Source organism: Pedobacter boryungensis (assembly GCF_013204825.1).
GTDB classification, from domain to species: Bacteria; Bacteroidota; Bacteroidia; order Sphingobacteriales; family Sphingobacteriaceae; genus Pedobacter; species Pedobacter boryungensis.
Genome location: NZ_JABMKV010000002.1, coordinates 207,302 through 231,123, shown reverse-complemented (window position 1 = coordinate 231,123; position 23,822 = coordinate 207,302). Strand labels below are relative to the sequence as shown.

The window sequence follows — 23,822 nt, the reverse complement described above, 5'->3', positions numbered from 1 at the left end:
ACTTAAAGAAATTACTTAATAGTTTCATTTTTAAAAAGGAATCTAAAAATCCATTTTGCTTTGCATACATTTAAAACTATGCTTGTAAAAACCTATGGAAGTGCCGTTTATGGAGTAGATGCGTTAACCATAACCATCGAAGTTAGTATTGTAAGTGGCACTAAATATTTTGTAGTCGGCTTACCTGATAATGCAGTAAAAGAGAGTATGTTCAGGGTAGAAAGCGCAATCAGAACTTCTGGATATCACATGCCCCGACAACGAATTGTTGTAAACCTCGCACCTGCAGATATTAGAAAAGAAGGCTCGGCTTACGATCTACCAATTGCGATTGCAATTTTAGCTGCGTCGGGTCAAATTCAAAACGATGAATTAGATAAGTATTTTATTATGGGTGAGCTTTCTTTAGATGGAGGTTTACAAAGTATTAAAGGTGCTTTACCAATTGCTATACAGGCTCGTAGTGATGGTTACACTGGTTTTATTTTGCCCAAAGTAAATTGCCGAGAAGCTGGTATTGTAAATGATGTCCTAGTTTATGGAATGGAAACTTTAGCAGAGGTAATTGATTTTTTTAATGGGAAAGAAAAGCCAGCACCAATTTCGGTTGATACCCGAGAAGAGTTTTTTCGTCAAATAAATAGTTATGAGCAGGATTTCTCTGATGTTAAGGGGCAAGAGAATATTAAAAGAGCCTTGGAAATTGCAGCCGCTGGTGGTCACAATGTTATTTTAATTGGTCCGCCTGGAGCAGGGAAAACCATGCTGGCTAAACGACTGCCTACTATTTTACCTCCGCTTAATTTGCAAGAAGCCTTGGAGAGCACGAAAATTTATTCTGTAGCAGGAAAACTGCCTGTTGCCAATGCATTAATGACCGAAAGACCTTATCGTTCTCCACATCATACTATTTCAGATGTGGCATTGGTTGGTGGTGGAATTAATCCGCAGCCTGGTGAAATTTCTTTAGCGCATAATGGTGTTTTATTTCTAGATGAATTACCAGAGTTTAAGCGATCGGTACTCGAAGTAATGCGACAGCCTTTGGAAGATAGGAAGGTGAGTATTTCTAGGGCTAAATTCTCGGTAGAATATCCATCTAGTTTCATGTTGGTGGCTTCGATGAACCCTTGCCCATGTGGATTTTTTAATCACCCAGAAAAAGAATGTTTGTGCGGACCAGGCATTGTACAAAAATATTTGAGTAAGATTTCTGGCCCATTATTAGATCGGATTGATTTACATGTAGAAGTAACGCCTGTTAATTTTACTGAATTGTCTTCATCCCGCGATGCGGAAAAAAGTAGTGAAATTAGAACGCGAGTAATGAAAGCTAGGGAAATCCAAGACAAACGTTTTGCGGAGAATAATATATTGCATTTTAATGCGCAAATGAGTCCAAACATGGTTAGACAAATTTGTGTGATTGATGAAACTGGACAATTACTCATTAAGCAAGCAATGGAAAAACTAGGTTTATCTGCTCGGGCTTACGATCGCATTTTGAAAGTTTCCCGCACTATTGCAGATTTAGCAGGAAGCGAAACGATTGAAGCTGCACATTTAGCAGAAGCTATTCATTATAGGAGTTTAGACAGGGAAAGTTGGGCTGGGTGATAATCAGGACCAGAAAATGAATATACCGCTGTCAATTTACATTTCACTAACAATAGTCCTTGAATAAAAAGGCTTTTACCTAAAAAACTATTAAAACTATTCTTTATAATACATATTTTTATGTTAATTAAACAATCTATTATGAAAAATAATCTCTTAAAATTGATGCTGCCAATTCGTAGTATTACCATTTGTTCATGTAAAAAAGAATAATATCAAGACAATTTTCTAGAAGTGCCAAAAATTGGTTTTTCAAAAAGAAGCTTATGCACTTTCGGCGGGTATTCACTTACCGAACTCAACCAGAAAAAAGATGTTAAAAATAAAAATACTTGTGGCACTCATAATTCTGACGGCCAACAATGGCAACTGCCAGAATAAAGCTTACGACGATAAAACCGAAATACACAAAAGCGTGGCCAAAATACTTCGTAAAGAGGGAACAAAATTCAGTGTACTTGGCACCACAAAAAAAAACATTTTTTCCAACTTTGCTTTTAGCGAAGGAGGGGGTGGCTTGGATACCTCGCCTAACCGACCTTGGAACAAAAAAGAGTGGATAGGTTTTGTAAAAAGTATCGATACTTCCGCAATAACCAACTATTCATTGAATATTCATAAGACTTCTCAAAAACACGCAGAAAATGAATTAATTTTTGCTCCAATCATCTTTTCTAAAGAAAATGATAAGGCATTATGCATATGGGAACTACACTCCGTTTCAAGTGGAAGCGGACAAGTTGCCGCCTGGTATTATGAAAAAGAAAAAGAAAAATGGATACTGAAGGGTTCGCAAATTGTTTCGATTAGTGATTAGCATTGACTATTGTCTTCACCTATTATAACCGTATTTTTAACGGTTTCCTAGCTACTGCAGATTAACTGGAAGTGAAACGATTGAGGCTGCACATTTAGCAGAAGCTATTCTTTAAAGAAATCTGGATAGGGAAAATTAGGCGGGGTGATAATCAGGACCAAGAAAATGAATATACTGCTTTCAATTTAAACTTCAATAAAATAGTCCTTGAAAGGTTTTTTCCCCTAAAAGACTATTAAAACTATTTTTTATAATACATATTTTTATGTTAATTAAACAATTTATATGAAAAATAATCTCTTAAAATTGATGTTGCCAATATGGGTAGTATTAATCATTTGTTCATGTAAAAAAGAACAATATCAAGACAATTTTCAAGAAGTGCCAAAATTGGTTTTTAAAAAGACTAAATTAAGCTGATTGCTTTAAGATCAAACAAAAACGAAGTATTACAGACAAACCGAAAAACTCAATGAGCTGAGGATAAACCCTTTAAAATGCTTATGTTTATTCTGCTCCCGAGATTCCATATTGGGAGCGATATAATAATTTAGCTTATGCTTTAGTTACTGACGGAAGCTTACGTTATATAAAAAACGGACAATTAACACCAACAAATCAATAACTATGAAAAAATACTGGAAGTTTTTTATAATATTCTGTTTTGCTGTTGAGTTTGGCTGTACAAATCACATTGAGAAATATGATTTAAGTCCTTTTATAGAGGGTAGAATTCAACAAGCTAAAAATTCATCAGAGCCTGTAAAGCTCGAACTTTGTAATCAAACCATATTTAAATGGGACAAAATTATTGTATTAAAACCATACAGTTCTGACAGAGATATTGATAAATATAACCTGATTAATGGGAACTCGGTAAAAAGCATGCTTCCAACGTTAACATCAGCCGATTGGATGTGTGTTCTCTTGTTCATTGAAAACAATATGGTCGTAAAATATAGTAATGTAAATTTTGCACTAGTAGATTTCACCAAAATCGAGTCGCTTGACAAGATGAATTTCACTATATCAAAGAAAATTGCTTGTGAGCAACTTTACATCAGAAATATTAATAATGGATTATCATTATCTTTCTAGTAAGGATAATTCATTGTAATAGTAATAACAACATTAAATTCTGTTATGTAAAATACTGATCTATTGCTTTGCCAATGTCTTCGACCTCGTCGTTTACTTCTACAATTGGCATGTCGGTTTTGTAATCTATTCGCATCCATTTCGAATTTTTGTTGCGCATAATTTGGGTGTATTCTGCGCCCCATTTAAAAATGGTGTAGGTATGGTTTTCTTCGGGAATAACTTCGTAAATAATGCCATTTACTTTAACATAAAATGATGCGCCCATTATTCTGAATCTTCTAGCTCTTCGCCCTCTTCTTCTTGCTCTGGATTTAACAAATAAGCAGAAATTAGTTTACCGATTTGATTGATTTCTTCATCGTATTCGAACAAAGGAAGTGCGGTTTCTTTATCGAATTTGATCCATTGTTCGGCATCGTCCTTTTGAATTTGTGCATATTCTTTTCCTTCTTTAAATACGACATAGGTATCGTTTCCCTCTGGGAAAATAGCATAATTGATGTTGGCTACTTCTAAATCGAATGGTTGTTGCATTGCTTAATTTTTTAATGCTTTTAGCTGATTGATGAATGTAATAAATTTTGGGCTATTGTAGTCTGCGGCTCCTTCTCCGTTAAAGGAAACTCTGCCTTTTTTATCGAAAACAATAGTGGTTGGCAGTGACCCTTTAAATATACTTTTTGGTAAATTGCTTGCGAAATTATACACTGGTAATTTATATTTTTTTCTGTCCATGTAGGCTTGGGCTTTAGCAAAATCGCTGTCTGCATCTACCAATAAGAAGACAACTTCTGGATCGTTTTTATATTGTTCGTATAGTTTATTTACGGAAGGCATTTCGGCCAGACATGGGGGGCACCAGGTTGCCCAAAAGTTGAGAAAGATTATTTTTCCGTTTAAATCTGCTAGGCTTACAATTTTTCCGTCGGCATTTTTAAATTTAATGGAGGCTAAATCGGTAGTAGATGTTGAGGATTTTTCAGTAAGATTTGGTTTGAATAAGCCTATTTCCATTAAGCCTTGTAGCATGAAGGCTTTGGCTGCGGGAACAAATAAAAGAAGCAAAATTAGGGCGATAAATAGCCCGTTGAAAATATTTTTTCTTGTTAATTTTTGCTTAAAACTCCTCTTATTATTTACCATATTTTGAATAAGCTGTTATGTTACTTACTGCAAAGCTAAGGCTTTATTATAGAAATGGTTTTTGAATTTAGAAAATTGACGATTTTATGCTTTAAGAAAAAAAAGAGCCATCTGATATGAGATGGCTCTACGGAGGATGTTATTTGTGTGTGAAAATAGCGACTCCGAATTTGGTTTGATCTGCAGTTGATTTTAGGCCTTTTGCATAGATGGTATAAATTTTTCCGTTTTCTATTTTAATATCGGCAAGTGTTGTTTCTATGGCGCTTGTTGTAGAGTTTTTAATGTTAAAGGTTACCTTATCGGCTGCGTCGATGGTTTCGAAAGTTGAGTATTCTTTAAACGCTTTGTTGGTGAAAAGATCTGTTGGCTGGCCATTGATGGCTAGGTTAAAGGTTCCGCCATCTGGACTTAAGTTTACAAATCTAATTCTTGCTTTACCTTCTGCTGGTTTGGTAAGATCATCTTTTACTAATAGAAATTGAATATTTTCTAGTTTATCAATCACAAATAATGAATACCCAAATTGCGGTTCAAGCGTTAGTTGTTGCGTTTTTAAGCTGGTGTTGCTTCCTGATTTTGTAACATCAAACTTTCTGCTACCTGAATACGCATTTAAATAATCTACTTTACTGCCAAAAGAGAATTCGTTTAGGGTTGCCAAATTATTATCTACATATACATTTAGTTTTTCTGTAGTTGGTGATGCGTGGATAATGCTTAATCCCGAGATGTCTATTGGTTGGTAATCTGAGTTTTTAGAACAAGAGAGTAACGCTAAAGATAGTGTGACCGCAGCAAATATAGCTTTGTAAGTTGTTGATATTTTCATTGTAAAATTTTAAGGTGTAAAAATAAATTAGGTTAATTGGCCATTAACTTTAATCTATACGAGGAAGCGTTGGGAAACGCTACAGCAGCGCTGAATTAATTATAGAGTGTTTATGTTTTTAATCGGCATCTACACGGAAAACTTTTCCGCCGAATTTTGAGATATTATAATTTAGGCCGAAAGTAAAAACCCGGGTAATTTGGTTACTGCGTCTATCTACTATCGAATTTCCTAACACAAAACGTGCTAGGTTATTTCCTTGATTTAATAAATCGTTGGCGTTGATGTTAATGCTTAATGATTGATCTTTAAAAAATGCTTTGCTCAAATTTGCATTTAATATAAACGGATTTGTGTTAGCTAAAGAATAGCCAGAATTAATTTGCTTGGTTGCACTGAAGCCAACAAAGTATGATTTTTTTAAGGTTGCTCTTGCCGAAAGTGACAAGTTTAGGTTTTTAACATCTCTATTATTTTGGCTAAAGGTTGCGTTGCTGTTGGTAATGCTATAGTTTACGTTTGTATTTACATTTAGTTTTTTTAAGCGTAAGGATCCGCTTAAGTCTGTTCTGAAATTATGGGTTCTAAAGAATGTTGCCCCACTAATTTGACCTAAGTTAAAAAGAGCAATATCGTTAATTGAATTTAAGTTGATGTTGTTGTTTGAGTTAAAACTATAACTTGTACTTGCAGTGATATTGGCTTGTTTCAGATTAATTGAACCTCGTAGGCTTTGAGATAAATTTACTCCTTTATTAAATCTTTTAATGCTATTAATAAATGTTGCCCTGTTTGAAAGGTTAATGTTTCCACTATATGAAACGGAAAACTTATTCTTTTTGAGTGGAATATTTAGAGTATAGTTATCTCCTAAATTATAGGTGCCGTTTGTATTTTCAAATCGCGTTTCTTGTTTTAAGCTGTTTAAGGTATCAGGCAATAAGATAACATTATTTACAATTTCATTTCTGGTAGTAGAAAAGCTCAATCCGGTTTGTATTGATACTCCGGATTTTAGATGCACATAATTAAAATTTGAAGAGATGTTGTGATTAAAAGACGGCTTTAGATTTGGATTTCCTACAATAACATTTTGCAGGTTTTGGGCATTTTTTACAGGTTGCAATTGATAAAGCGATGGTGCATTATTGCTTCCAGTGTAACTAACCGAAATTGTTTTTCCTTTGGTAATCGTTCTACTTAAATTTAGGTTTGGAGAATAATTAAACGCATTATTATTTATTTTCTGATTCAGATTTAGATAATTGCTGGTCATTAGAGTTGGTCTTGCATTCATCCCAAAATTATAGCGCATTTTCTTATTGGTGTAATTATAGTTTATGCCTAAGGATTGACTAATAACCATGGAAGTATATTGCGTACTTAATGAGTCGATATATCTTGGTTGCTGGGTTATATTATCAAAAACTAGTGTGGTTACATCATTACGACTACGCATTACCGACGCTGTGTAATTAAAACTCAAAGCTTGTCGGGCTAAACTATCCTTTAATTTTTTTAATCCAAGGCTATAGTTAATTCCAACATTAACATTTTGATTATTACCTTCTGTAATAAGGTTTCTGTTTAGTAGCGAATCTTTTTCTAAAGTCTGGGTGTTTTTATCGTAGTAAAGTGTATTTGTACTTATGTTCTGATTTGAATTAGTCGAGCCTGTTGAAACCATAAAGTTTGCGGACAGGCTATTGCGTTTATTTTTTAAGACTTTCGCGAAACTTACATTCGCATTTACTCTTGGTGATTTATTGCTGGATTGGCTATTATCTTTTCGGTCTTGTTTAATAATTCCTAGCTGGTTGATAAGTGATTCACTTAGATTGTTGCTCTGGTTATATGATACCCCAATAGAACCGTTTAAGAAGATTTTTTTATTATTAAAGCTAAAATCTGAGTTTAAATTTTGATTACTATTTCTATTTTCTCCATTACTTTTTGTGTTTGTATAAAACGTACCTAATGGATTTAGCGTTTCTATTGACTGCTCTATGTTGAAAGCCGAAGTGTTTCGTCCGATATTATAACCAACACCAAAGTTTCCATATTTTCCTAACTTATCGCGATGATTAGCCGATAATCTTATATTTTCACTTTCTCCTGCGCCATTATTTGAAGTGGTATAGTTTAAGCCTCCGCTACTTTGTTTTGTGTCTCGCCATAAACTCATATTCCCATTTCCACCGAGTTGATCATTGGTTCCGGCCGTTATGCCTCCATTACCAAATTGGCCTTTATTCATTCCGGGTTTGGTAACAATATTTAGCATTTTAGTGGGTTCACCAATCTTTATGCCTGTGAAATTTGCCTCATCACCAAAATCATCTATTATTTGAATTTTCGAGACAATTGCCGCGGGTAGTTTAGCAATAAAATCTTTTACATTGTTGGTGAAGAAATCTTTCCCGTTTACACGGAGCTTAACCATCTCTTTACCCATTGTTTTGGTGTTGTATTCGTCGTCAATTTCTAATCCAGGAAATTGCTTTAGTAAATCGGCAACGTTATCTCCCTCAAAAACCTGAAATGATGCAGCATCGTATTCCACAGTATCTTGCATTATTCTCATCGGATTGGGTTTCCCTTTAATGAGTACCTCCTTGAGCATGTTGCCAGCAAACTTTAACTCAATCCCTTTAATTTCTAATTCCTTTCCTTTACCAAAAGTATAACTACCACTAAACTCTTGATAACCCATTGATTTAACCGTTAATGAAAACGATTCTACTTTAACTCTAGAAAAGTTGAAATATCCATCGGCATCTGTAGTGGTACGCAATGTATCTTTATCGGTAATTAGTAAAACATTGGCATTACTTATTGCAGTTTTACTGGTGTCGGTAACCAAGCCATTTACTCGCTTATTTGTTTGTGCAAACACAGTTGATGCGCACAAAGTCAAAATATATAGCAAGAAAAGAGAATGGCGCTTTTTCAAGATATCGGGATGTTTATCTACAAACTTAATTTTTAGTTTTATACAAATTGTATATTTTACAAAATTTAACTAAATCTTTAAGTTAGATTAGAAACAAAGCGCTTTTCCATAAGGAATTGGCAAAGAATTATTTTCTTTTGAGTTCGATAACGGTAATTTCTGGCCAAATGCCAACTCTACCAGAGAAACCAATAAAGCCGAAACCTCTATTCACATTTAAAATTCTGCCATTTTCTTCTTTGATACCCGCCCAGTGCTTGTATCGCAAACTTACAGGGCTCCATTTAATACCAAATAACTCAATGCCAAATTGCATTCCGTGAGTATGGCCAGCTAAAGTTAAATGTATTTTTGAGGGATTGTTTTTTACTTGCGCTTCCCAGTGTGATGGATCGTGAGAGAGTAACACTTTGAATTCTTCTGGTGTAGTATTGTTTAAAGCTTTTTGTAAATCGCCGCGTTCTCCAAAACCTAAGCCCCAATTCTCTATACCTGCTAAAACAATTTTCTCCCCGTCTTTTTCTATTACTACGTGTTCATCTAATAATAAACGGAATCCTAATTCTTGATGGTATTTTTTGAGTTGTTGTAAATTTCCACGTTTAATTAAATCGTTTTCCCATTTCACATAATCGCCATAATCATGGTTACCTAAAATGGAAAACTGACCATATTTTGCTTTGATTTGAGAAAAATGACCAATATAAGGCTTGATTTCTTCAGCTTTGTTGTTCACTAAATCGCCTGTAAAAACAAACAAATCACTATGCTGCTTTTTGATTAAATCAATACCTTTTTGTACTTCGGTTGGATTTGTAAAACTACCTGCATGTACATCGGATATTTGTGTAATAGTAAAACCATCAAATGATTTTGGCAGATCATCAAAATATAACATATGCTTAATTACACGATAGGCATATTTACCCCAAAGCATTCCATACAAGAAAGCAAAAAATAAGAATAGAAATAAGGCTAAACCAATCTCTACGACAATAATGGACCTTTGGGGAAATGTAAAATGATGAAAAACTCCTGCGATTAAACGATAGCCATCATTTAGCAACAGTACTACAACAAACAGCAATTCGCTAGCAAAAAACATAATGAAAGCGTGTACAGCAAGCATAAAAAACTTATCCGGTTCGCGACTTTGTAATCGAATTACTGCTGTAATCATTAAAACTACAATCACTCCTACAACCACCCAAAAAATTGGCTGAACATATGTTTGAGTTGCTAGCACCTGTAATCCGCTTAATGCGTAAGCATTTAACAGCAGAAAGAAAATCGTAAAAATGGCTACTGGTACTAGTGAAAGTCTTCTCTTCATTTTATAATAAATTAGGCGTCACCTCGACTGTAGTGAAAAAGATCTTTAAAGATTTCTCCATTTTCGCTACGCTTCAGTCGAAATGACGCCGTTTAATTCTCTTTGGAACTATATTAATTCAACACTTCTACTAACAAACGCTGTTAATTCTGCCCCCGTTAACATTCCTTGTGATAATAAAGCTAAATCAACAGCTTGTTTTGCAAATTTGCTTTGTTCTTCTTCGTTGGTTGAAGCTAAAATTTTACTCACTAACTTATGGTTTCCATTGATAGCAACTTTATAACTATCTGGCATATTTCCGTAAAAGCTCATTCCTCCGCCCATTTTAGCCATATCTTTCATGCGACGCATAAATTCATCCATGGTTACAGTTACTGGCGAATCATCTGGGTTTAACCCAACTACTTCAACGCTAAAATTAGGTTTTGCAATGGCTTTTTCAAATATCGCTTTTACACTTGTCGACTGCTCTTCACTTAAAACCGATTCTAAAACTTCGTCTTTTTCGATTAATTGATTTGCAACACTAGCATCTACACGTTTCAACTGCGTTTTCTCTAATTTTTGCTCTAAACTACTCACAAAGTGATTATCAATTGGAGAGTTCATTACCAAAACATCATATCCTTTTTTCTCTGCCGATTGGATAAATCCATCTTGTTTCTCTGGATCAGTTGTATATAAATAAATTACTGTTCCATTTTTATCAGTTTGAACTGGAGCTACTTTTTCTTTGTATTCTTCGAAAGTAAAATTCTCTCCTTTGGTGTTGGTTAGTAAAGCGAAATCTTTTCCTTTATCGTAAAATTTCTCTTCGCTTATCATTCCGTATTTAACAAACAAACCGATATTGCTCCATTTTTCTTCGTATGCTTTACGGTCTTTGTTAAATAATTCAGCTAATTTATCTGCTACTTTTTTAGTGATATAACTATTGATTTTCTTTACGTTGCTATCGGCCTGTAAGAAACTTCTAGACACATTTAAAGGAATATCTGGCGAATCGATTACTCCGTGTAATAACATCAAAAATTCTGGAACGATGTCTTTAACTTCATCTGTAATAAATACCTGACGACTAAACAACTTGATTTTGTTGCGTTGCATATCGAAATCATCTTTCACTTTAGGGAAGTATAAAACTCCTGTTAAGTTGAAAGGATAATCTACGTTTAGGTGGATCCAGAATAATGGATCTTCAGAAAATGGGTATAATTGTTTATAGAAATCTAAATAATCTGCATCTGACAAATCTGCAGGTGCTTTCGTCCAAATTGGATTAGTGGTATTGATGATATTATCAACTTCAACCGATTTGTATTTTGCTTTTCCTTCTTCGTCTGTACCATCTTCTTCTTGCTCAGTTTTAGTACCAAACTTAATTGGCACAGGTAAAAATTTAGCATATTTATCTAAGATGTCTTGCAATTTTCCTTCGTTCAAAAACTCTTCAGATTCTGAATTTACGTGTAAAATAATGCTAGTACCACGAGTTGTTCTATCGCCATCAGAAATTTCGAACTCTGTGCTACCATCGCAAGTCCATTTTGCTGGTGTAGCACCTTCCTGATAAGATAAAGTTTGTATTTCAACTAAATCTGAAACCATAAAGGCAGAATAGAAACCTAATCCGAATTTACCGATGATTTCATTCGCATCTTTGGCGTCTTTAAATTTTTCTACAAATTCACTTGCACCAGAGAAAGCAACTTGATTTATATATTTTTTAATTTCTTCTGCAGTCATTCCCAATCCATTATCGCTAATGGTAATGGTTTTTGCCGCTGCATCTAGGCTAACTTCTACTAGTGGTTCTCCAACTTCGCCATTATACTGACCAAGTGCGGCTAAACGTTTTATTTTTTGAACCGCATCAACTGCGTTAGAAACTAATTCCCTTAAAAAGATTTCATTATCCGAATACAGGAATTTCTTAATGATTGGAAAAATGTTTTCTGTGTGTATGGAAATACTTCCTTTTTCTGTTGTCATATTTGTTTTATAATTTTTTGATTATACCTAGGCTTATCAAGGGTTGTTCCAAAATGCTTTATAGGTCAAAATGACAGAGTTATGCGGTTTGATATCAATAAAATAATATCGCAATCTTATGTATCTTTGACCTTTAATGGAGTATAACGTTCACACTTTACACAATGGCATTCGACTATTGCATGTGCCATGTGCATCTGCAATTTCTCATGCTTGTATTATTATCAACAGTGGTTCTAGAGATGAGAACGAAAAACAAATGGGTTTGGCTCATTTTATAGAACACTTGATTTTTAAACGTACCGAAAAAAGAAATACCAATCAGATTTTAACTCGATTAGAAAGCATCGGAGCAGATTTAAATGCATATACCACTAAAGAATATACATGTATTCACGCTTCGTTTTTAAATCCCTATTTAGATAGAACATTAGAACTTTTTAATGATATAGTTTTTCATTCTGTTTTTCCAGAAGATGAAATGGAGAAGGAAAAAGGAGTTATTTTAGATGAAATTACTTCTTATTTAGATCAACCTGAAGAAGCGATAAATGATGATTTTGAAGATCAACTTTTTGCCGGCCATCCCTTTGGGAGAAATATTTTAGGCACACCAAAAACGGTAAATGACTTAACAAAAAAAGATATTTTAAAGTTTATCAAAGATAATTACAGAACGGATGAAATTGTAGTTGCGGTAATTGGAAATTATTCTTTAAATAAGTTCATAAAAATTGGTTCTACGCATTTTGAATCTGTTTCCGCAAATTTACCCGTAAAAAAAAGAACGGCACCTCTTCCTACTAAAGTGCAACACATTGTTGTAAATAAACAAATTTCACAAGCGCATGTAATGATGGGTACACAAGCTTATTCGCTACATCACCCCTACAAAGCAGGATTGTTATTGCTCAATAATATGCTTGGTGGGACTGGAATGAGTTCAATTTTAAATTTACAACTCAGAGAAAAACATGGCATTGCTTACACTATCGAATCCAATTATAGTCCGCTGAGCGATACAGGAATTTTTGCATTATATTTCGGTACAGATAAAGAAAAACTATCAAAAGCATTTAGCTTAATTGCAAAAGAATTTAAGAAGATCAAGGATAATCCCTTAACTGAAATTCAATTACAAAAAGCAAAAAATAAATTTATTGGGCAAATTGCTTTAGGTGAAGAAAATCGAATTGGTCTTATCATTTCAATGGCAAAAAGCCTAATTGATTACAATAAAATTGATGATTTAGAAACTGTATTTAGTAAAATAAGAGCCGTTAGCACAGCGGATATGGCGACTATTTCTAACGAGATTTTAGATGAAAGCAAATTAAGTTCATTAACTTTTTATCCAACAGAAAGTTAAGTGCATTTAAGGTATTGCTGTCATCATAACGACAGTTTAGCAATAAAGAAATCTAACAATTGGTGTATTTTTGTATTTTTGCACCATGAAATTACCAATTGTAGCCTACGGCGATCCTGTTTTAAAGAAAGTTTGTGTTGATATTGATGAGACATATCCTGATTTACAACAACTGATAAAAAACATGTTCGAAACCATGTATAATGCCAGTGGCGTTGGTTTAGCGGCTCCTCAAGTTGGCTTACCTATTCGTCTATTTATTGTAGATACCAAAGGTGATGAAGACGAAGAGGCGTATGTTAAAGTGTTTATCAATGCTCAAATTTTAGAAGAGACTGGCGAACCTTGGGCTTTTAATGAAGGCTGTTTAAGTATTCCAGAAGTGCGTGAAGATGTGATGCGAAAACCAAATATCTTAATTAGGTATTACGATGAGAATTGGAAACTTCACGAAGAAAAGGTTACGGGATTTCCTGCTCGTGTAATTCAACACGAATACGACCATATTGAAGGAAAATTATTTACAGATAAATTGAGTTTGTTGCGCAAACAAATGTTAAGAAGCAAGCTTGATAATATCTCTAAAGGGAATGTACAAACGGATTACAAAATGCGTTTCCCTAAGCAAAATAGAAAAAGATAGATTTATCGGTCTTCGCTACGCAATTTATCTCCACTAAAGATGGTTTGCATTAATCTGCCCCAAGCAAAAGGGTTTAGTAGCGGATTAGTTTGGCGCATATTGGTATTTATCATCCTGTCGAAATTATAACGATAATTCCCATTGCTAATTTCCTGTCCATCTCTTGGCAAAGTAGCGATCATCCCTCGCAATGCTTTAGGCGACACATTTCTTTTGGCAATAGCCATATCGTCATCAGCTACTTTCATGGAGAGAAAATCTTTGTTAAACTCTTCGACCGTTGCCCAAGGATTAACTCTTACTGCTTTCAAATATACAACTTCCGATTTCAACTTAACCATCGCGGTATATTTGTGCTCTGCTATTTCATTTGGCAGTATAAATGTTTTACTCGTAAAACCAACTGCAGAAAACACTACGGTATCGCCAGGATGGGCAATAAACGAATAATAACCTTGATAATTTGCAGCGTATTTTTGTTCTTTAAACGACAGATTAGTTATCGTTACATAGGGCACAACTATATTGCTGTCAGCATCGGTAATAATTCCCGAAAACTGAACTAATTTGTTGCTTTTGGCATCACTTTGCGCAAATGCTGTGGCAACAAACAATAGCAATATAATGGTTAGGCTATATTTCATTTCTCAAAAATAAGTGTAAATGCTTAACTGACTAGTTAAATTGTGTTAAAACTAATCTTGCTCAGCTAAATCTACCGCCACAACACCGGTAATTTCAGGGACTGCTTTCATAATAGCTTGTTCAATCCCTGCTTTCATAGTCATGAAGCTCATTTTGCAAGAACCGCAATTACCCAATAATCTCAATTTAACAACATGCTCTGGCGTTATCTCTTCTATGGCAACATTTCCACCATCAGCTATTAAATAAGGTCTGATTGTTTCTAATGCTTGCTCCACTTGTTCCGTTAAATTCATCTTATATTTTTTAAAGTATAAAAATAGTAAATTTTTAGCAATTTGCTGTCTGAATGTTATTTATAGAAATCTGTTGTGCCATTTTACCGGCGATTTCTGAAAATGCTGCGGCTAACGGACTTTCTTTGTCCATTGAAACAGGCTGACCATTATCTCCAGCCGCAGTAATACTTTGAACCAATGGAATTTCTCCCAAAAATGGTGTTTTATACTGCTCTGCTAATTGTTTTCCACCGCCTTTACCAAAAATGTAATACTTATTGTCTGGCAATTCTGCTGGCGTAAAATACGACATGTTTTCTATCACTCCCAAAACAGGAATATTAATTCCAGGCATTTTAAACATAGCTAATCCTTTTCTTGTATCAGCTAACGCTACTTGTTGCGGAGTAGTTACGATTACAGCCCCTGCAATTGGGAAACTCTGAGAAATAGTAATATGAATATCTCCTGTTCCTGGCGGAAGATCTACAATTAAATAGTCTAATTCTCCCCAATCAGCGTCGTTAAATAATTGCTTAATTGCATTTGAAGCCATTGGCCCACGCCAAGGCACAGGTTGATCTGGATCAGCAAAAAACCCTAATGAAAGTAATTTAATGCCAAATTTTTCAATCGGTAAAATTAAAGTTTTTCCATCTTCTGTTTCTCTAGCACTTGGTTTTGCACCAACTAAACCAAACATAATTGGTACTGATGGACCGTAAATATCTGCATCTATTAAACCAACTTTAGCCCCATCGGCAGCTAAGGTTACCGCTAAATTACTAGCAACCGTAGATTTTCCAACTCCTCCCTTACCAGATGAAACTAAGATAATATTTTTAATTGCCTTTAGTTGTGTAGTATCTAGTGGCTTAGTAACTTTTGAAGTAATATTAATATTGATCACCGCATCGGCTGCAACAAAATGTTTAATCGCATTTGTACAAGCGTTTTTCAGCATCTCTTTCATTGGACATGCTGGCGTTGTTAACTCTAGCGTAAATCCAATTGTTTTATCTTCAATTTTAACATCTTTTATCATGTGTAGTGTTACCAAATCTTTCTTCAAATCTGGATCTTCTACATTGCGTAAAGCAGCTAAAACCTGTTCTTCGGTAATTATCATTCCTCAAAATTAACAAAACATAGGCATAAAAAATTTTCTATCACCCTTTTTGTTGTAATTTTAACGCGAATTGAAACAAGCCTGACAATTAGCGTTGGTTTGTTGAACTCCGTGTGACAAATGAAATACAATTGATATATTCACACGAAATAAACATTCGGTCTAAACGTTTGTTTAACAATAATTTCTACTTTAGTTTATGCATCTACCGAAAATTAAAATTCCTAAAAAATATGTAAAGATTGGTGCCTGGGTTTTAGGCGTTTTTTTACTCGTTTTTATTTCCCTTGGAGCAATCGCTTATAGTAAACGAGAGGCTTTGCTTAAAAAAATGATGGCAAAAGCTATCACTAAAGCAGATAAAGACTACGGATTGGAAATTAAAATAGGTTCTGCTGGTTTTACTGGATTAAGCTCTGTAAACATGAAAAACATTTCGGTGGTGCCAAAAGATCGAGACACATTATCAACAATTAATGATATTACGATTGGAGTGAAAATATTTCCATTGTTATTCGGCAATGTAAAGTTATCTGAAATTAACCTAAACCAAGGTAAACTGAATATCGTTTTAAAAGATTCCTTAACAAATTTGGATTTTATCCTGAAGAGAAAAAAGAAAGATAGCACAACTTCAACAAATAAAGTTGCACTGAGCGATTTGGCGAGCAATTTATTAAATGAGGTTTTCTATAAAATTCCAGATGATATGGAAATTAAAAACTTTTTAATGCAATTGAATGATAACGACACGGCATCTCTTAAGTTTTTAACCACAAGCGCAACTATTGATAATGGGGAATTAAAATCTAATATTTTAGTAAATGACACTGCGGCAACCTGGCATGTAAATGGTAAACTTCGCCCAAGTAGTAAGCGATTAAACATAATGCTTTTTGCCGATGGGAAGAAAGTAGAATTGCCATATTTGGAGCGAAAATTACATACAAAAGTAAACTTCGACACAGTCAAAACCGAAATGAAAGATGCGGCTTATAGCGGCGATGATTATAAAATTTCGGGTTCTTGGTCTGTTAAAAATTTGTTGATTAATCAGAAAAGGATTTCATCCGCAGATGTTATTGTGCCAGATGCAAAAGTAGATGCAGACATGTTAATCGGTGAAAATTACATTTGTTTGGATAGTACCTCGACTGTGTTCCTAAAAAAAGCTTCCATTCATCCTTACCTGAAATATACTTTATCTCCCAACAAAATTTATGAACTAAAACTAAATGCAGAAGAACAAGATGCACAAGCTATTTTCGATTCTTTCCCATTAGGATTATTCGAATCGTTAGAAGGAATACAGGTGAAAGGTAAATTGAAATATAACCTAAATTTTTATTTAGATTCATCACTTCCTGATAGTGTAAAATTTAATTCTACGCTTACTCCTACTGATTTTAAAATTGTAAAATGGGGTAAAACAGATTTGCAGAAAATCAATTCTACTTTCGTTTACACACCCTACGAGTATGGCAAACCAATGCGAAATATTACCATTGGACCTTCAAATCCTAATTTTACGCGTTTAGATGATATTTCATCGAACTTTAAAAATGCATTGTTAACTTCAGAGGATCCGTCTTTCTTCAGACATAAAGGTTTTGTAGAAGAATCTATTCGGAAATCTATTGCGGTAAACTTTAAAGAAAAGCGTTTTAAACGTGGTGGAAGTACAATTTCTATGCAATTAGTTAAAAATGTTTTTCTAAGCAGACAAAAAACTTTGGCCCGCAAAGCTGAAGAAATATTAATTGTATGGTTAATTGAAAACAATAAATTAATTAGTAAACAACGTATGCTAGAAGTCTATTTCAATATTATAGAAATGGGACAAAACGTGTATGGAATTGGAGAAGCTGCTCGTCATTATTTTGGCAAAACACCCGCTGAGCTAACTACTGGAGAAGGAATTTTCTTAGCTAATATTGTTCCTAAACCAAAGGTTGCGCTTTATAAATTTATGAGCGATGGAAGCTTAAAAGGATATTTATTACCTTATTTCAATTTTATAGGAAATACCATGGCTCGAAGAGGATTAACAGCTGCAGACACAAGTGGTTATGGCTTTTATAATGTGCGTTTACGTGAAGGTTTACGACAATATTTATTGCCTGATTCTGTAGTAATTGACACCAATAAAATAGAGGGGGAGGAAGATGACATGATGCCTCCGGGAGGAATGCAAGATAAATCTAAAAACCTTTTTGATCGTATATTTGGTTCACCAAAAAAAGATACGGTAATTAAAACTCCGGTAAAAACAGATACAGTAAAAACTAAAAAACAATTACGTCAAGAAAGAAGAGAACAGCGCAGAAAAGAAAATGAAGAAGGCGGTTAAATAATTCAAAATGAATAAAATTCAGGTACACGATAAAAACTTTGAAATCTTGTTAGAAAATGAGACGATTAATAAGCGAATCCGTTTAATTGGTATTCAGCTTAATGTTGATTATGAAAATAGATGTCCTGTTTTTATTGGTGTTTTAAATGGCAGCTTTTTATTTATGGCCGATTTACTTAAAGAAGTTGAGATTGCTTGTGAGGTAGGCTTTATTCAAGTGACTTCCTATAAAGGAACGGAAAGTACAGGAAAAATAAAAGAGACTTTCGGCTTGCCAACTGATTTACGCGACAAGGATGTGGTTTTAGTAGAAGATATTGTCGATACAGGTTTAACCCTAAAATATATATTAGAGAAAGTATACGAACAAAACCCAGCATCGGTAACAGTATGCAGCTTATTATTTAAGCCAAAAGCGTTAAAAGGACCTATTGATGAGTTAAATTATGTTGGGTTTGAAATCCCTAATGAATTTGTTGTTGGTTACGGTTTAGATTATAATGGTTTAGGCAGAAACTTAAAAGATATATATAGAGCTGTATAACTTTTAAAGTGGCAATTGCAAAATGCATTAGCAATTAGTTAATCTATCATTTTTTTTTCCGATTTTTGCCTCACTAAAAACAAAAACAATGACTATACATAAAGAAGGTTACACCACTATTGCACTTACCATTTTATTTATCATGGTGCTTAACGCCTTTGTAGACTATAAATTTGCAGATTTAGCTTGGTTGCGTTGGTTAACTTATATCTTATCTTTTGCTCTTTTTGTTATCGTTTTGCAGTTTTTTAGAAATCCTACAAGAACTTTCACCTCGGGAGAAAATTTAGTTATCTGCCCTGCTGATGGAAAAGTAGTTGTAATTGAAGAAACCGAAGAAGGTGAATATTTTAAAGATAAACGTTTACAGGTTTCTATTTTTATGTCGCCAGTTAATGTGCATATTAACAGAAATCCTATTTCTGGCGTGGTGAAATTTTTTAAATATCATCCTGGTAAATATTTAGCTGCTTGGAATCCAAAATCTAGTACAGAAAATGAACGCACCACAACCGTGGTTGAACATAAAAATGGCACTCCAGTATTATTTAGACAAATTGCTGGAGCTTTAGCTCGTAGAATTGTTTGGTATATTAAAGAAGGAGATCAAGTTGTACAAACTGAACAATTTGGCTTTATTAAATTTGGTTCAAGAGTTGATATCTTTTTACCTATCGGAACAAAAGTAAACCTACAATTAAACGAAGTTGTTAAAGGTGGAATAACCGTTTTAGCAGAATTGAGTTAGTTTCATCTATACTTTCACCCTATTTATTTTACTCTTTAGGTTTGTCAGCTACTTGGCGTTGAGTTGGGTATGCGAAATCAGAATTGTATTTGTGAACAATCTCAATAATTTTAAAGTTAACTTCTTCTTTAACCTTTAAATAATTATTGAACTCGATGTTCTCCACAAGATATAAAATTTGAATGTTTAAAGAAGAATCTGCGAAACTATCAAAAGTAACAGAGCTGTCTGCGGTATGTGGATTTGCATTTAAAAATACTTCGAGATCTGCAATAATATTTTTGATCATATCTGCCTCGGTTTCATAAATGATCCCGATATTAAACTTAACTCTGCGGAAATTTCTTCGAGTCATATTTTCTAAAACTCCATCAATCATCGCCCTATTGGGGATAATAATCGTTGTTTTATCTGTGCTACGTAAAACAGTACTTCTAAATCCAACCTTTTCAATCGTTCCTTCAATTCCATCAACTTTTACCAAATCTCCAACTGTAAATGGTTTATCAATAAAAATGGTAAATGAAGCGATCAAGTTTTCTAAAGTCTCTTTTGCCGCCAAAGCGATCGCGATACCTCCAATTCCTAATCCAGTGATTAAGCTTAATGCATTTACCTCAAATACATAGCCCAACAACACAAAAAAGCCAATGAAATAGATGACAAATTTAAAAAGCTCTTTTAAAAATGGAACCAACTGGTCATCAGCTTTATTATCAGATTTTATGGCTCTGTACATAAATACATGTGCCACAAAATCAATAATTCTTAAAATAATCCAGAAGAACGAAAGTATAATTAGGAATAGAAATATTTTATCTAAAAGTTCACCAAGCGTAAAAGCCTGAAGTACTTTTATCTTATCAACCAATTTGTGGTAATGGAAAACCTCCACTTCAAGCGGGTGCTTTAATTGATTTATTGCTAGATATAACGTACTTAACGTAATGAAAAACTCAAATGGTTTTAAAAGCAGAGCGATAAATGTATCTATTTTAACTTCATCTGCAAATTTTTTAAACAGTTTAAATAGGAGCTGACTTAAAAATCGAGAAACAATTCTCTTAAATAAAAGCCCGAGCAAAATAATACCCGTAAACATACAATATGCTTGTATGGTGTTGCCCCAAAATACCTGTTTAAAAAATTCAATATCCATTATACCAATTGTTTCAGTGCAATTTCAAACGCTGTACTCGATAAATTTGTTCTTTTGTTAGCCATCGTGTAAACCGCTTGTAAAGCATTTCCAATCACGGTAGATGCATCAGAAAAAATAGCATCATCGCTCATTTCTACATTGCGTTGCATTAAATAGGCAAAAACTCTAGCCATCCCACAGTTCGCAATGAAATCTGGTATTACTGCAACGTGATTATCTGCATGTTCCATAATGCTTCCAAAGAATATTTCTTTATCTGCAAAAGGTACATTCGCCCCACAAGCAATTACTTCCAAACCACTTTTAATCATTTTATCTACTTCTTCTTGCTGCACTAATCTCGAAGAAGCTGCAGGCACAAAAATTTCAGCTCCTACATTCCAGATCTTTTCACTTGCCTCGGCAAAAGGAATTAAATTATCTGCTACTAACGTATTATTTACTCTATTATTAAACAACGTCTTAACTTCTTCTTCTGTAAATCCCTCTGGTTTAATTAACCCACCAACACGATCTATAATTCCAACAATTTTTACACCATGTTGCGCCAAATAATATCCTGCAGCAGCAGCAACATTTCCCCAACCTTGTATAATTGCTTTTTTACCTGCTAATTCTCCGCCCCAAATATTATAATAATGTCTAATTGATTCAGAAACACCATAACCAGTAATCATGTCTGCTACTTTATATTTTCTTTTGATATCTGGTGTGTAATCTAAATCTTCCAATACTTTAGAAACACCATAACGCAACTGACCAATTTGATGGATGCGTTCGTTCTCTCTAGCTTGGTAGTGTCCGCTAATTACGCCTTCTTGTGGATGCCACAACCCATAACTCTCGGTAATTGGAATAACTTCGTGTATTTCGTCGATATTCAAATCTCCGCCAGTACCATAATAACTTTTTAATAATGGCATAACGGCCTTATACCAGCGTTCTAAAACTTCTTTTTTACGTGGATCTGCCGGATCGAAATTAATACCAGATTTTGCTCCCCCAATTGGAGGACCAGAAACAGTAAACTTAACTTCCATTGTTTTGGCTAACGATTCTACTTCACGTTTATCTAAACCCTTGCGCATGCGAGTACCACCGCCAGCAGCGCCTCCGCGTAATGAATTGATTACTACCCAGCCTTCAGCTTCAGATTCCTTGTCTTTCCATTCAAAAACAATCTCTGGCTGTTTCTCTTCGTACTTTTTTAAAAGTTGTTTCATTTCGTTCATTTCAATTCTATTTGGTGCGGCAAAGATATAAACAAAAAAACCTCCACGAAACTAATCGTGAAGGTTATATATCTTATTAAAGAATATTATTTTCTTAAAGACTTGATACGAGCAGCTTTACCAGTTAATTCACGTAAATAGAACAATTTAGCTCTACGTACTTTACCGTGACTGTTAACTTCTACTTTATCAATATTTGGAGAATTTATTGGGAAGATACGCTCTACACCAACACCATTACTCATTTTACGAACAGTAAACGTTTCGTTTGCGCCAGCACTGTTACGTTGAATAACAACACCTTGATAAATTTGAATACGTTCTTTATTACCTTCGCGAATTTTATAGTGAACACTCACTGTATCTCCTGATTTGAAAGAAGGAAACTCATTTTTTGCAATTACTTGCTCTTCTACAAATTTTACTAAATCCATGATTTTAAGCTATTAAGCCGATTTTTTGTTGTTTAAAATCGGACTGCAATATTAGGAAATTTATTTTAAAAATAAAAGTGATGTTCGAAATTTATTTATTTTCTAACAAATTGCAGTTTTTCCACAATACAATAGGAGACAAATTTAGACCCAATGAGTTATGATCTAAGAATATCAAACCTTAAAACTATTTTAAAAGATCTGGCCTACGCTCTTGTGTACGCTTAACAGCTTCCTCGTGGCGCCAGTCATTTATTTTTGCTTCATGGCCGCTCAACAACACATCAGGAACTTTATGGCCTTTCCAATCGGCAGGACGAGTATACAAGGGGGCATCTAACAAATCTCCTTGAAAACTATCTGATAAAGCGGAAGTTTCATCATTCAAAACTCCTGGAATAAGTCTAATCACTGCGTCAACTAAAACCGCAGCAGGTAATTCTCCGCCAGATAAAACATAATCTCCAATAGAAATTTCTCTTGTTACATAAATATCACGTATACGTTGATCTATTCCTTTGTAATGTCCACATAAAATGATGATATTTTTCTTTGTCGAAAGTTGATTTGCTATGGTTTGATTTAATGTTTCTCCATCTGGACTCATGAAAATGATTTCATCGTATACACGTTCACTTTTTAATTGCTCTATGCAAGCGGCAAATGGTGGAATGGACATTATCATTCCGCTTCCTCCTCCGTAAGGATAATCATCTACACTTTTCTGTTTATTAGTCGCATAATCTCTTAAATTATGCACCACAATTTCTGCAATACCTTTTTTTTGAGCTCGCTGCAAAATAGAGTGCGCAAATGGACTTGTTAATAAATCTGGCAAAACGGAAATGATATCAAAACGCATGGTACAAAGTTAAGAATAGTTTGGAGTTTGACATTGAACGCTTCAAACATTAAGAATATCCTTAGAAAACTTAATCTTTATTAGTTAGAAAGATAAATATCTAGCAATCCTTCTGGCAAATCGACATATAACTTTTTCTCTTCTTCATCAATTTCTACAATCATATCTTCATTTAAAGGAAATAAAATCTCTTTTTCTTTATAAAGTATGGTAGCTACAAATTGTTGTGGATATTCGTTAACCTCAATAATTTCCCCGAGTTCGCCATGTGTTTCATCAGCTACCATAAACCCTTTAAGATCATCGTATGTAAAATCATCTTCGTCTCGTTCTGGCATTTTATTCAATGCCAAGTAGATTTTTTTCTTCACTAAAGCCTGGGCTTTATCGATATGATCTATATCATCAAAATAAAAAAGGCCTGTTTGGTTTGGATATAATTTATGTGACGCGACAAAGAAAGGAACCATTTTACCATTCATATCAGCAAAAAGCACATCCAAATCTAAATCTTCATAGGCATCAAATTCGAAATATAGTTGAACTTCTCCTTTTAAACCTTTTGTTTTAGTAACGTAACCAATGTAAAACGCTTCTTCCTTAGTCATATTAAAAGTCCCGTGGGGAATTTA

General features: G+C 34.1%; 23 protein-coding genes. 8 read left to right on the top strand and 15 right to left on the bottom strand.

Annotated features, from left to right (window positions below; translation table 11 throughout):
* Positions 1–78 precede the first annotated feature (78 nt).
* The 3 genes from HQN85_RS07445 (at position 79) to HQN85_RS07435 (ending at position 3,532) form a co-directional block, all read left to right on the top strand.
* Positions 79–1,617, top strand: coding sequence for a YifB family Mg chelatase-like AAA ATPase (locus tag HQN85_RS07445; RefSeq protein ID WP_173270834.1), 1,539 nt, complete (start codon positions 79–81; stop codon positions 1,615–1,617).
* A 313-nt stretch (positions 1,618–1,930) separates the two neighbouring features.
* Positions 1,931–2,434, top strand: a complete 504-nt coding sequence (locus tag HQN85_RS07440; RefSeq protein WP_216847244.1) for a hypothetical protein — start codon at positions 1,931–1,933, stop codon at positions 2,432–2,434.
* Positions 2,435–3,061: 627 nt separating this feature from the next.
* Entirely contained in the window at positions 3,062–3,532 is a 471-nt protein-coding gene (locus HQN85_RS07435) for a hypothetical protein (protein WP_173270830.1), read from the top strand.
* A 43-nt stretch (positions 3,533–3,575) separates the two neighbouring features.
* On the opposite strand, the gene HQN85_RS07430 is transcribed toward HQN85_RS07435, so the two are convergent.
* From HQN85_RS07430 to htpG, 7 genes are all read right to left on the bottom strand, one after another.
* Positions 3,576–3,800 (bottom strand): hypothetical protein, encoded by a 225-nt coding sequence (locus tag HQN85_RS07430; protein ID WP_173270828.1) that lies wholly within the window; start codon positions 3,798–3,800, stop codon positions 3,576–3,578.
* Positions 3,800–4,069 carry a hypothetical protein gene (locus HQN85_RS07425; RefSeq protein WP_173270826.1) on the bottom strand — a complete coding sequence of 90 codons (270 nt, stop codon included), beginning with the start codon at positions 4,067–4,069 and terminating at the stop codon, positions 3,800–3,802. The genes HQN85_RS07430 and HQN85_RS07425 overlap by 1 nt, the downstream gene beginning before the upstream one ends.
* Positions 4,070–4,072: 3 nt before the next feature.
* The gene (locus HQN85_RS07420; RefSeq protein WP_246249680.1) at positions 4,073–4,564 is read right to left on the bottom strand and encodes a TlpA family protein disulfide reductase; all 492 of its coding nucleotides are present in this window, start codon (positions 4,562–4,564) and stop codon (positions 4,073–4,075) included.
* 253 nt (positions 4,565–4,817) lie between these two features.
* Complete coding sequence (locus HQN85_RS07415; RefSeq protein WP_173270822.1) at positions 4,818–5,510, bottom strand: DUF4397 domain-containing protein; 693 nt, start codon at positions 5,508–5,510, stop codon at positions 4,818–4,820.
* 118 nt (positions 5,511–5,628) lie between these two features.
* On the bottom strand, positions 5,629–8,406 hold the full coding sequence (locus HQN85_RS07410) for a TonB-dependent receptor (protein ID WP_173270820.1): 2,778 nt from the start codon (positions 8,404–8,406) through the stop codon (positions 5,629–5,631).
* A gap of 184 nt (positions 8,407–8,590) precedes the next feature.
* Positions 8,591–9,796, bottom strand: a complete 1,206-nt coding sequence (locus HQN85_RS07405; RefSeq protein WP_173270818.1) for a metallophosphoesterase — start codon at positions 9,794–9,796, stop codon at positions 8,591–8,593.
* Positions 9,797–9,904: 108 nt separating this feature from the next.
* Positions 9,905–11,791 (bottom strand): molecular chaperone HtpG, encoded by a 1,887-nt coding sequence (htpG, locus tag HQN85_RS07400; RefSeq protein ID WP_173270816.1) that lies wholly within the window; start codon positions 11,789–11,791, stop codon positions 9,905–9,907.
* A 136-nt stretch (positions 11,792–11,927) separates the two neighbouring features.
* On the opposite strand from htpG, the gene HQN85_RS07395 reads away from it, so the two are divergent.
* Positions 11,928–13,160, top strand: a complete 1,233-nt coding sequence (locus HQN85_RS07395; protein WP_173270813.1) for a M16 family metallopeptidase — start codon at positions 11,928–11,930, stop codon at positions 13,158–13,160.
* Between the two features lie 85 nt (positions 13,161–13,245).
* On the top strand, positions 13,246–13,803 hold the full coding sequence (def, locus tag HQN85_RS07390; protein ID WP_173270810.1) for a peptide deformylase: 558 nt from the start codon (positions 13,246–13,248) through the stop codon (positions 13,801–13,803).
* A 2-nt stretch (positions 13,804–13,805) separates the two neighbouring features.
* Here def and HQN85_RS07385 read toward each other — a convergent pair whose 3' ends face one another.
* The 3 genes from HQN85_RS07385 to HQN85_RS07375 are packed head-to-tail and all read right to left on the bottom strand — an operon-like array spanning position 13,806 to position 15,855.
* Positions 13,806–14,447, bottom strand: coding sequence for a peptidase associated/transthyretin-like domain-containing protein (locus HQN85_RS07385; protein WP_173270807.1), 642 nt, complete (start codon positions 14,445–14,447; stop codon positions 13,806–13,808).
* Positions 14,448–14,498: 51 nt separating this feature from the next.
* Positions 14,499–14,744: a NifU family protein gene (locus HQN85_RS07380; protein WP_173270804.1), complete on the bottom strand. Its 246-nt coding sequence runs from the start codon at positions 14,742–14,744 to the stop codon at positions 14,499–14,501.
* A 34-nt stretch (positions 14,745–14,778) separates the two neighbouring features.
* On the bottom strand, positions 14,779–15,855 hold the full coding sequence (locus tag HQN85_RS07375; protein ID WP_173270802.1) for an Mrp/NBP35 family ATP-binding protein: 1,077 nt from the start codon (positions 15,853–15,855) through the stop codon (positions 14,779–14,781).
* A gap of 199 nt (positions 15,856–16,054) precedes the next feature.
* On the opposite strand from HQN85_RS07375, the gene HQN85_RS07370 reads away from it, so the two are divergent.
* The 3 genes from HQN85_RS07370 (at position 16,055) to HQN85_RS07360 (ending at position 19,500) form a co-directional block, all read left to right on the top strand.
* Complete coding sequence (locus HQN85_RS07370; RefSeq protein WP_173270799.1) at positions 16,055–18,205, top strand: transglycosylase domain-containing protein; 2,151 nt, start codon at positions 16,055–16,057, stop codon at positions 18,203–18,205.
* 10 nt (positions 18,206–18,215) lie between these two features.
* Positions 18,216–18,752 (top strand): hypoxanthine phosphoribosyltransferase, encoded by a 537-nt coding sequence (gene hpt / locus HQN85_RS07365; protein ID WP_173270797.1) that lies wholly within the window; start codon positions 18,216–18,218, stop codon positions 18,750–18,752.
* 88 nt (positions 18,753–18,840) lie between these two features.
* Positions 18,841–19,500, top strand: a complete 660-nt coding sequence (locus tag HQN85_RS07360) for a phosphatidylserine decarboxylase family protein (protein ID WP_173270794.1) — start codon at positions 18,841–18,843, stop codon at positions 19,498–19,500.
* A 28-nt stretch (positions 19,501–19,528) separates the two neighbouring features.
* Here the strand turns inward: HQN85_RS07360 and HQN85_RS07355 are convergent, their stop codons facing one another.
* From HQN85_RS07355 to rimM, 5 genes are all read right to left on the bottom strand, one after another.
* Positions 19,529–20,659: a mechanosensitive ion channel family protein gene (locus HQN85_RS07355; protein ID WP_173270791.1), complete on the bottom strand. Its 1,131-nt coding sequence runs from the start codon at positions 20,657–20,659 to the stop codon at positions 19,529–19,531.
* Positions 20,659–21,894: a Glu/Leu/Phe/Val dehydrogenase dimerization domain-containing protein gene (locus tag HQN85_RS07350; protein ID WP_246249678.1), complete on the bottom strand. Its 1,236-nt coding sequence runs from the start codon at positions 21,892–21,894 to the stop codon at positions 20,659–20,661. The genes HQN85_RS07355 and HQN85_RS07350 overlap by 1 nt, the downstream gene beginning before the upstream one ends.
* Before the next feature lie 86 nt (positions 21,895–21,980).
* Positions 21,981–22,328, bottom strand: coding sequence for a 50S ribosomal protein L19 (gene rplS / locus HQN85_RS07345; RefSeq protein ID WP_055133060.1), 348 nt, complete (start codon positions 22,326–22,328; stop codon positions 21,981–21,983).
* A 187-nt stretch (positions 22,329–22,515) separates the two neighbouring features.
* On the bottom strand, positions 22,516–23,190 hold the full coding sequence (gene trmD, locus HQN85_RS07340; protein WP_173270785.1) for a tRNA (guanosine(37)-N1)-methyltransferase TrmD: 675 nt from the start codon (positions 23,188–23,190) through the stop codon (positions 22,516–22,518).
* Positions 23,191–23,270: 80 nt separating this feature from the next.
* The gene (rimM, locus tag HQN85_RS07335; protein ID WP_173270782.1) at positions 23,271–23,798 is read right to left on the bottom strand and encodes a ribosome maturation factor RimM; all 528 of its coding nucleotides are present in this window, start codon (positions 23,796–23,798) and stop codon (positions 23,271–23,273) included.
* Between the last annotated feature and the right edge of the window lie 24 nt (positions 23,799–23,822).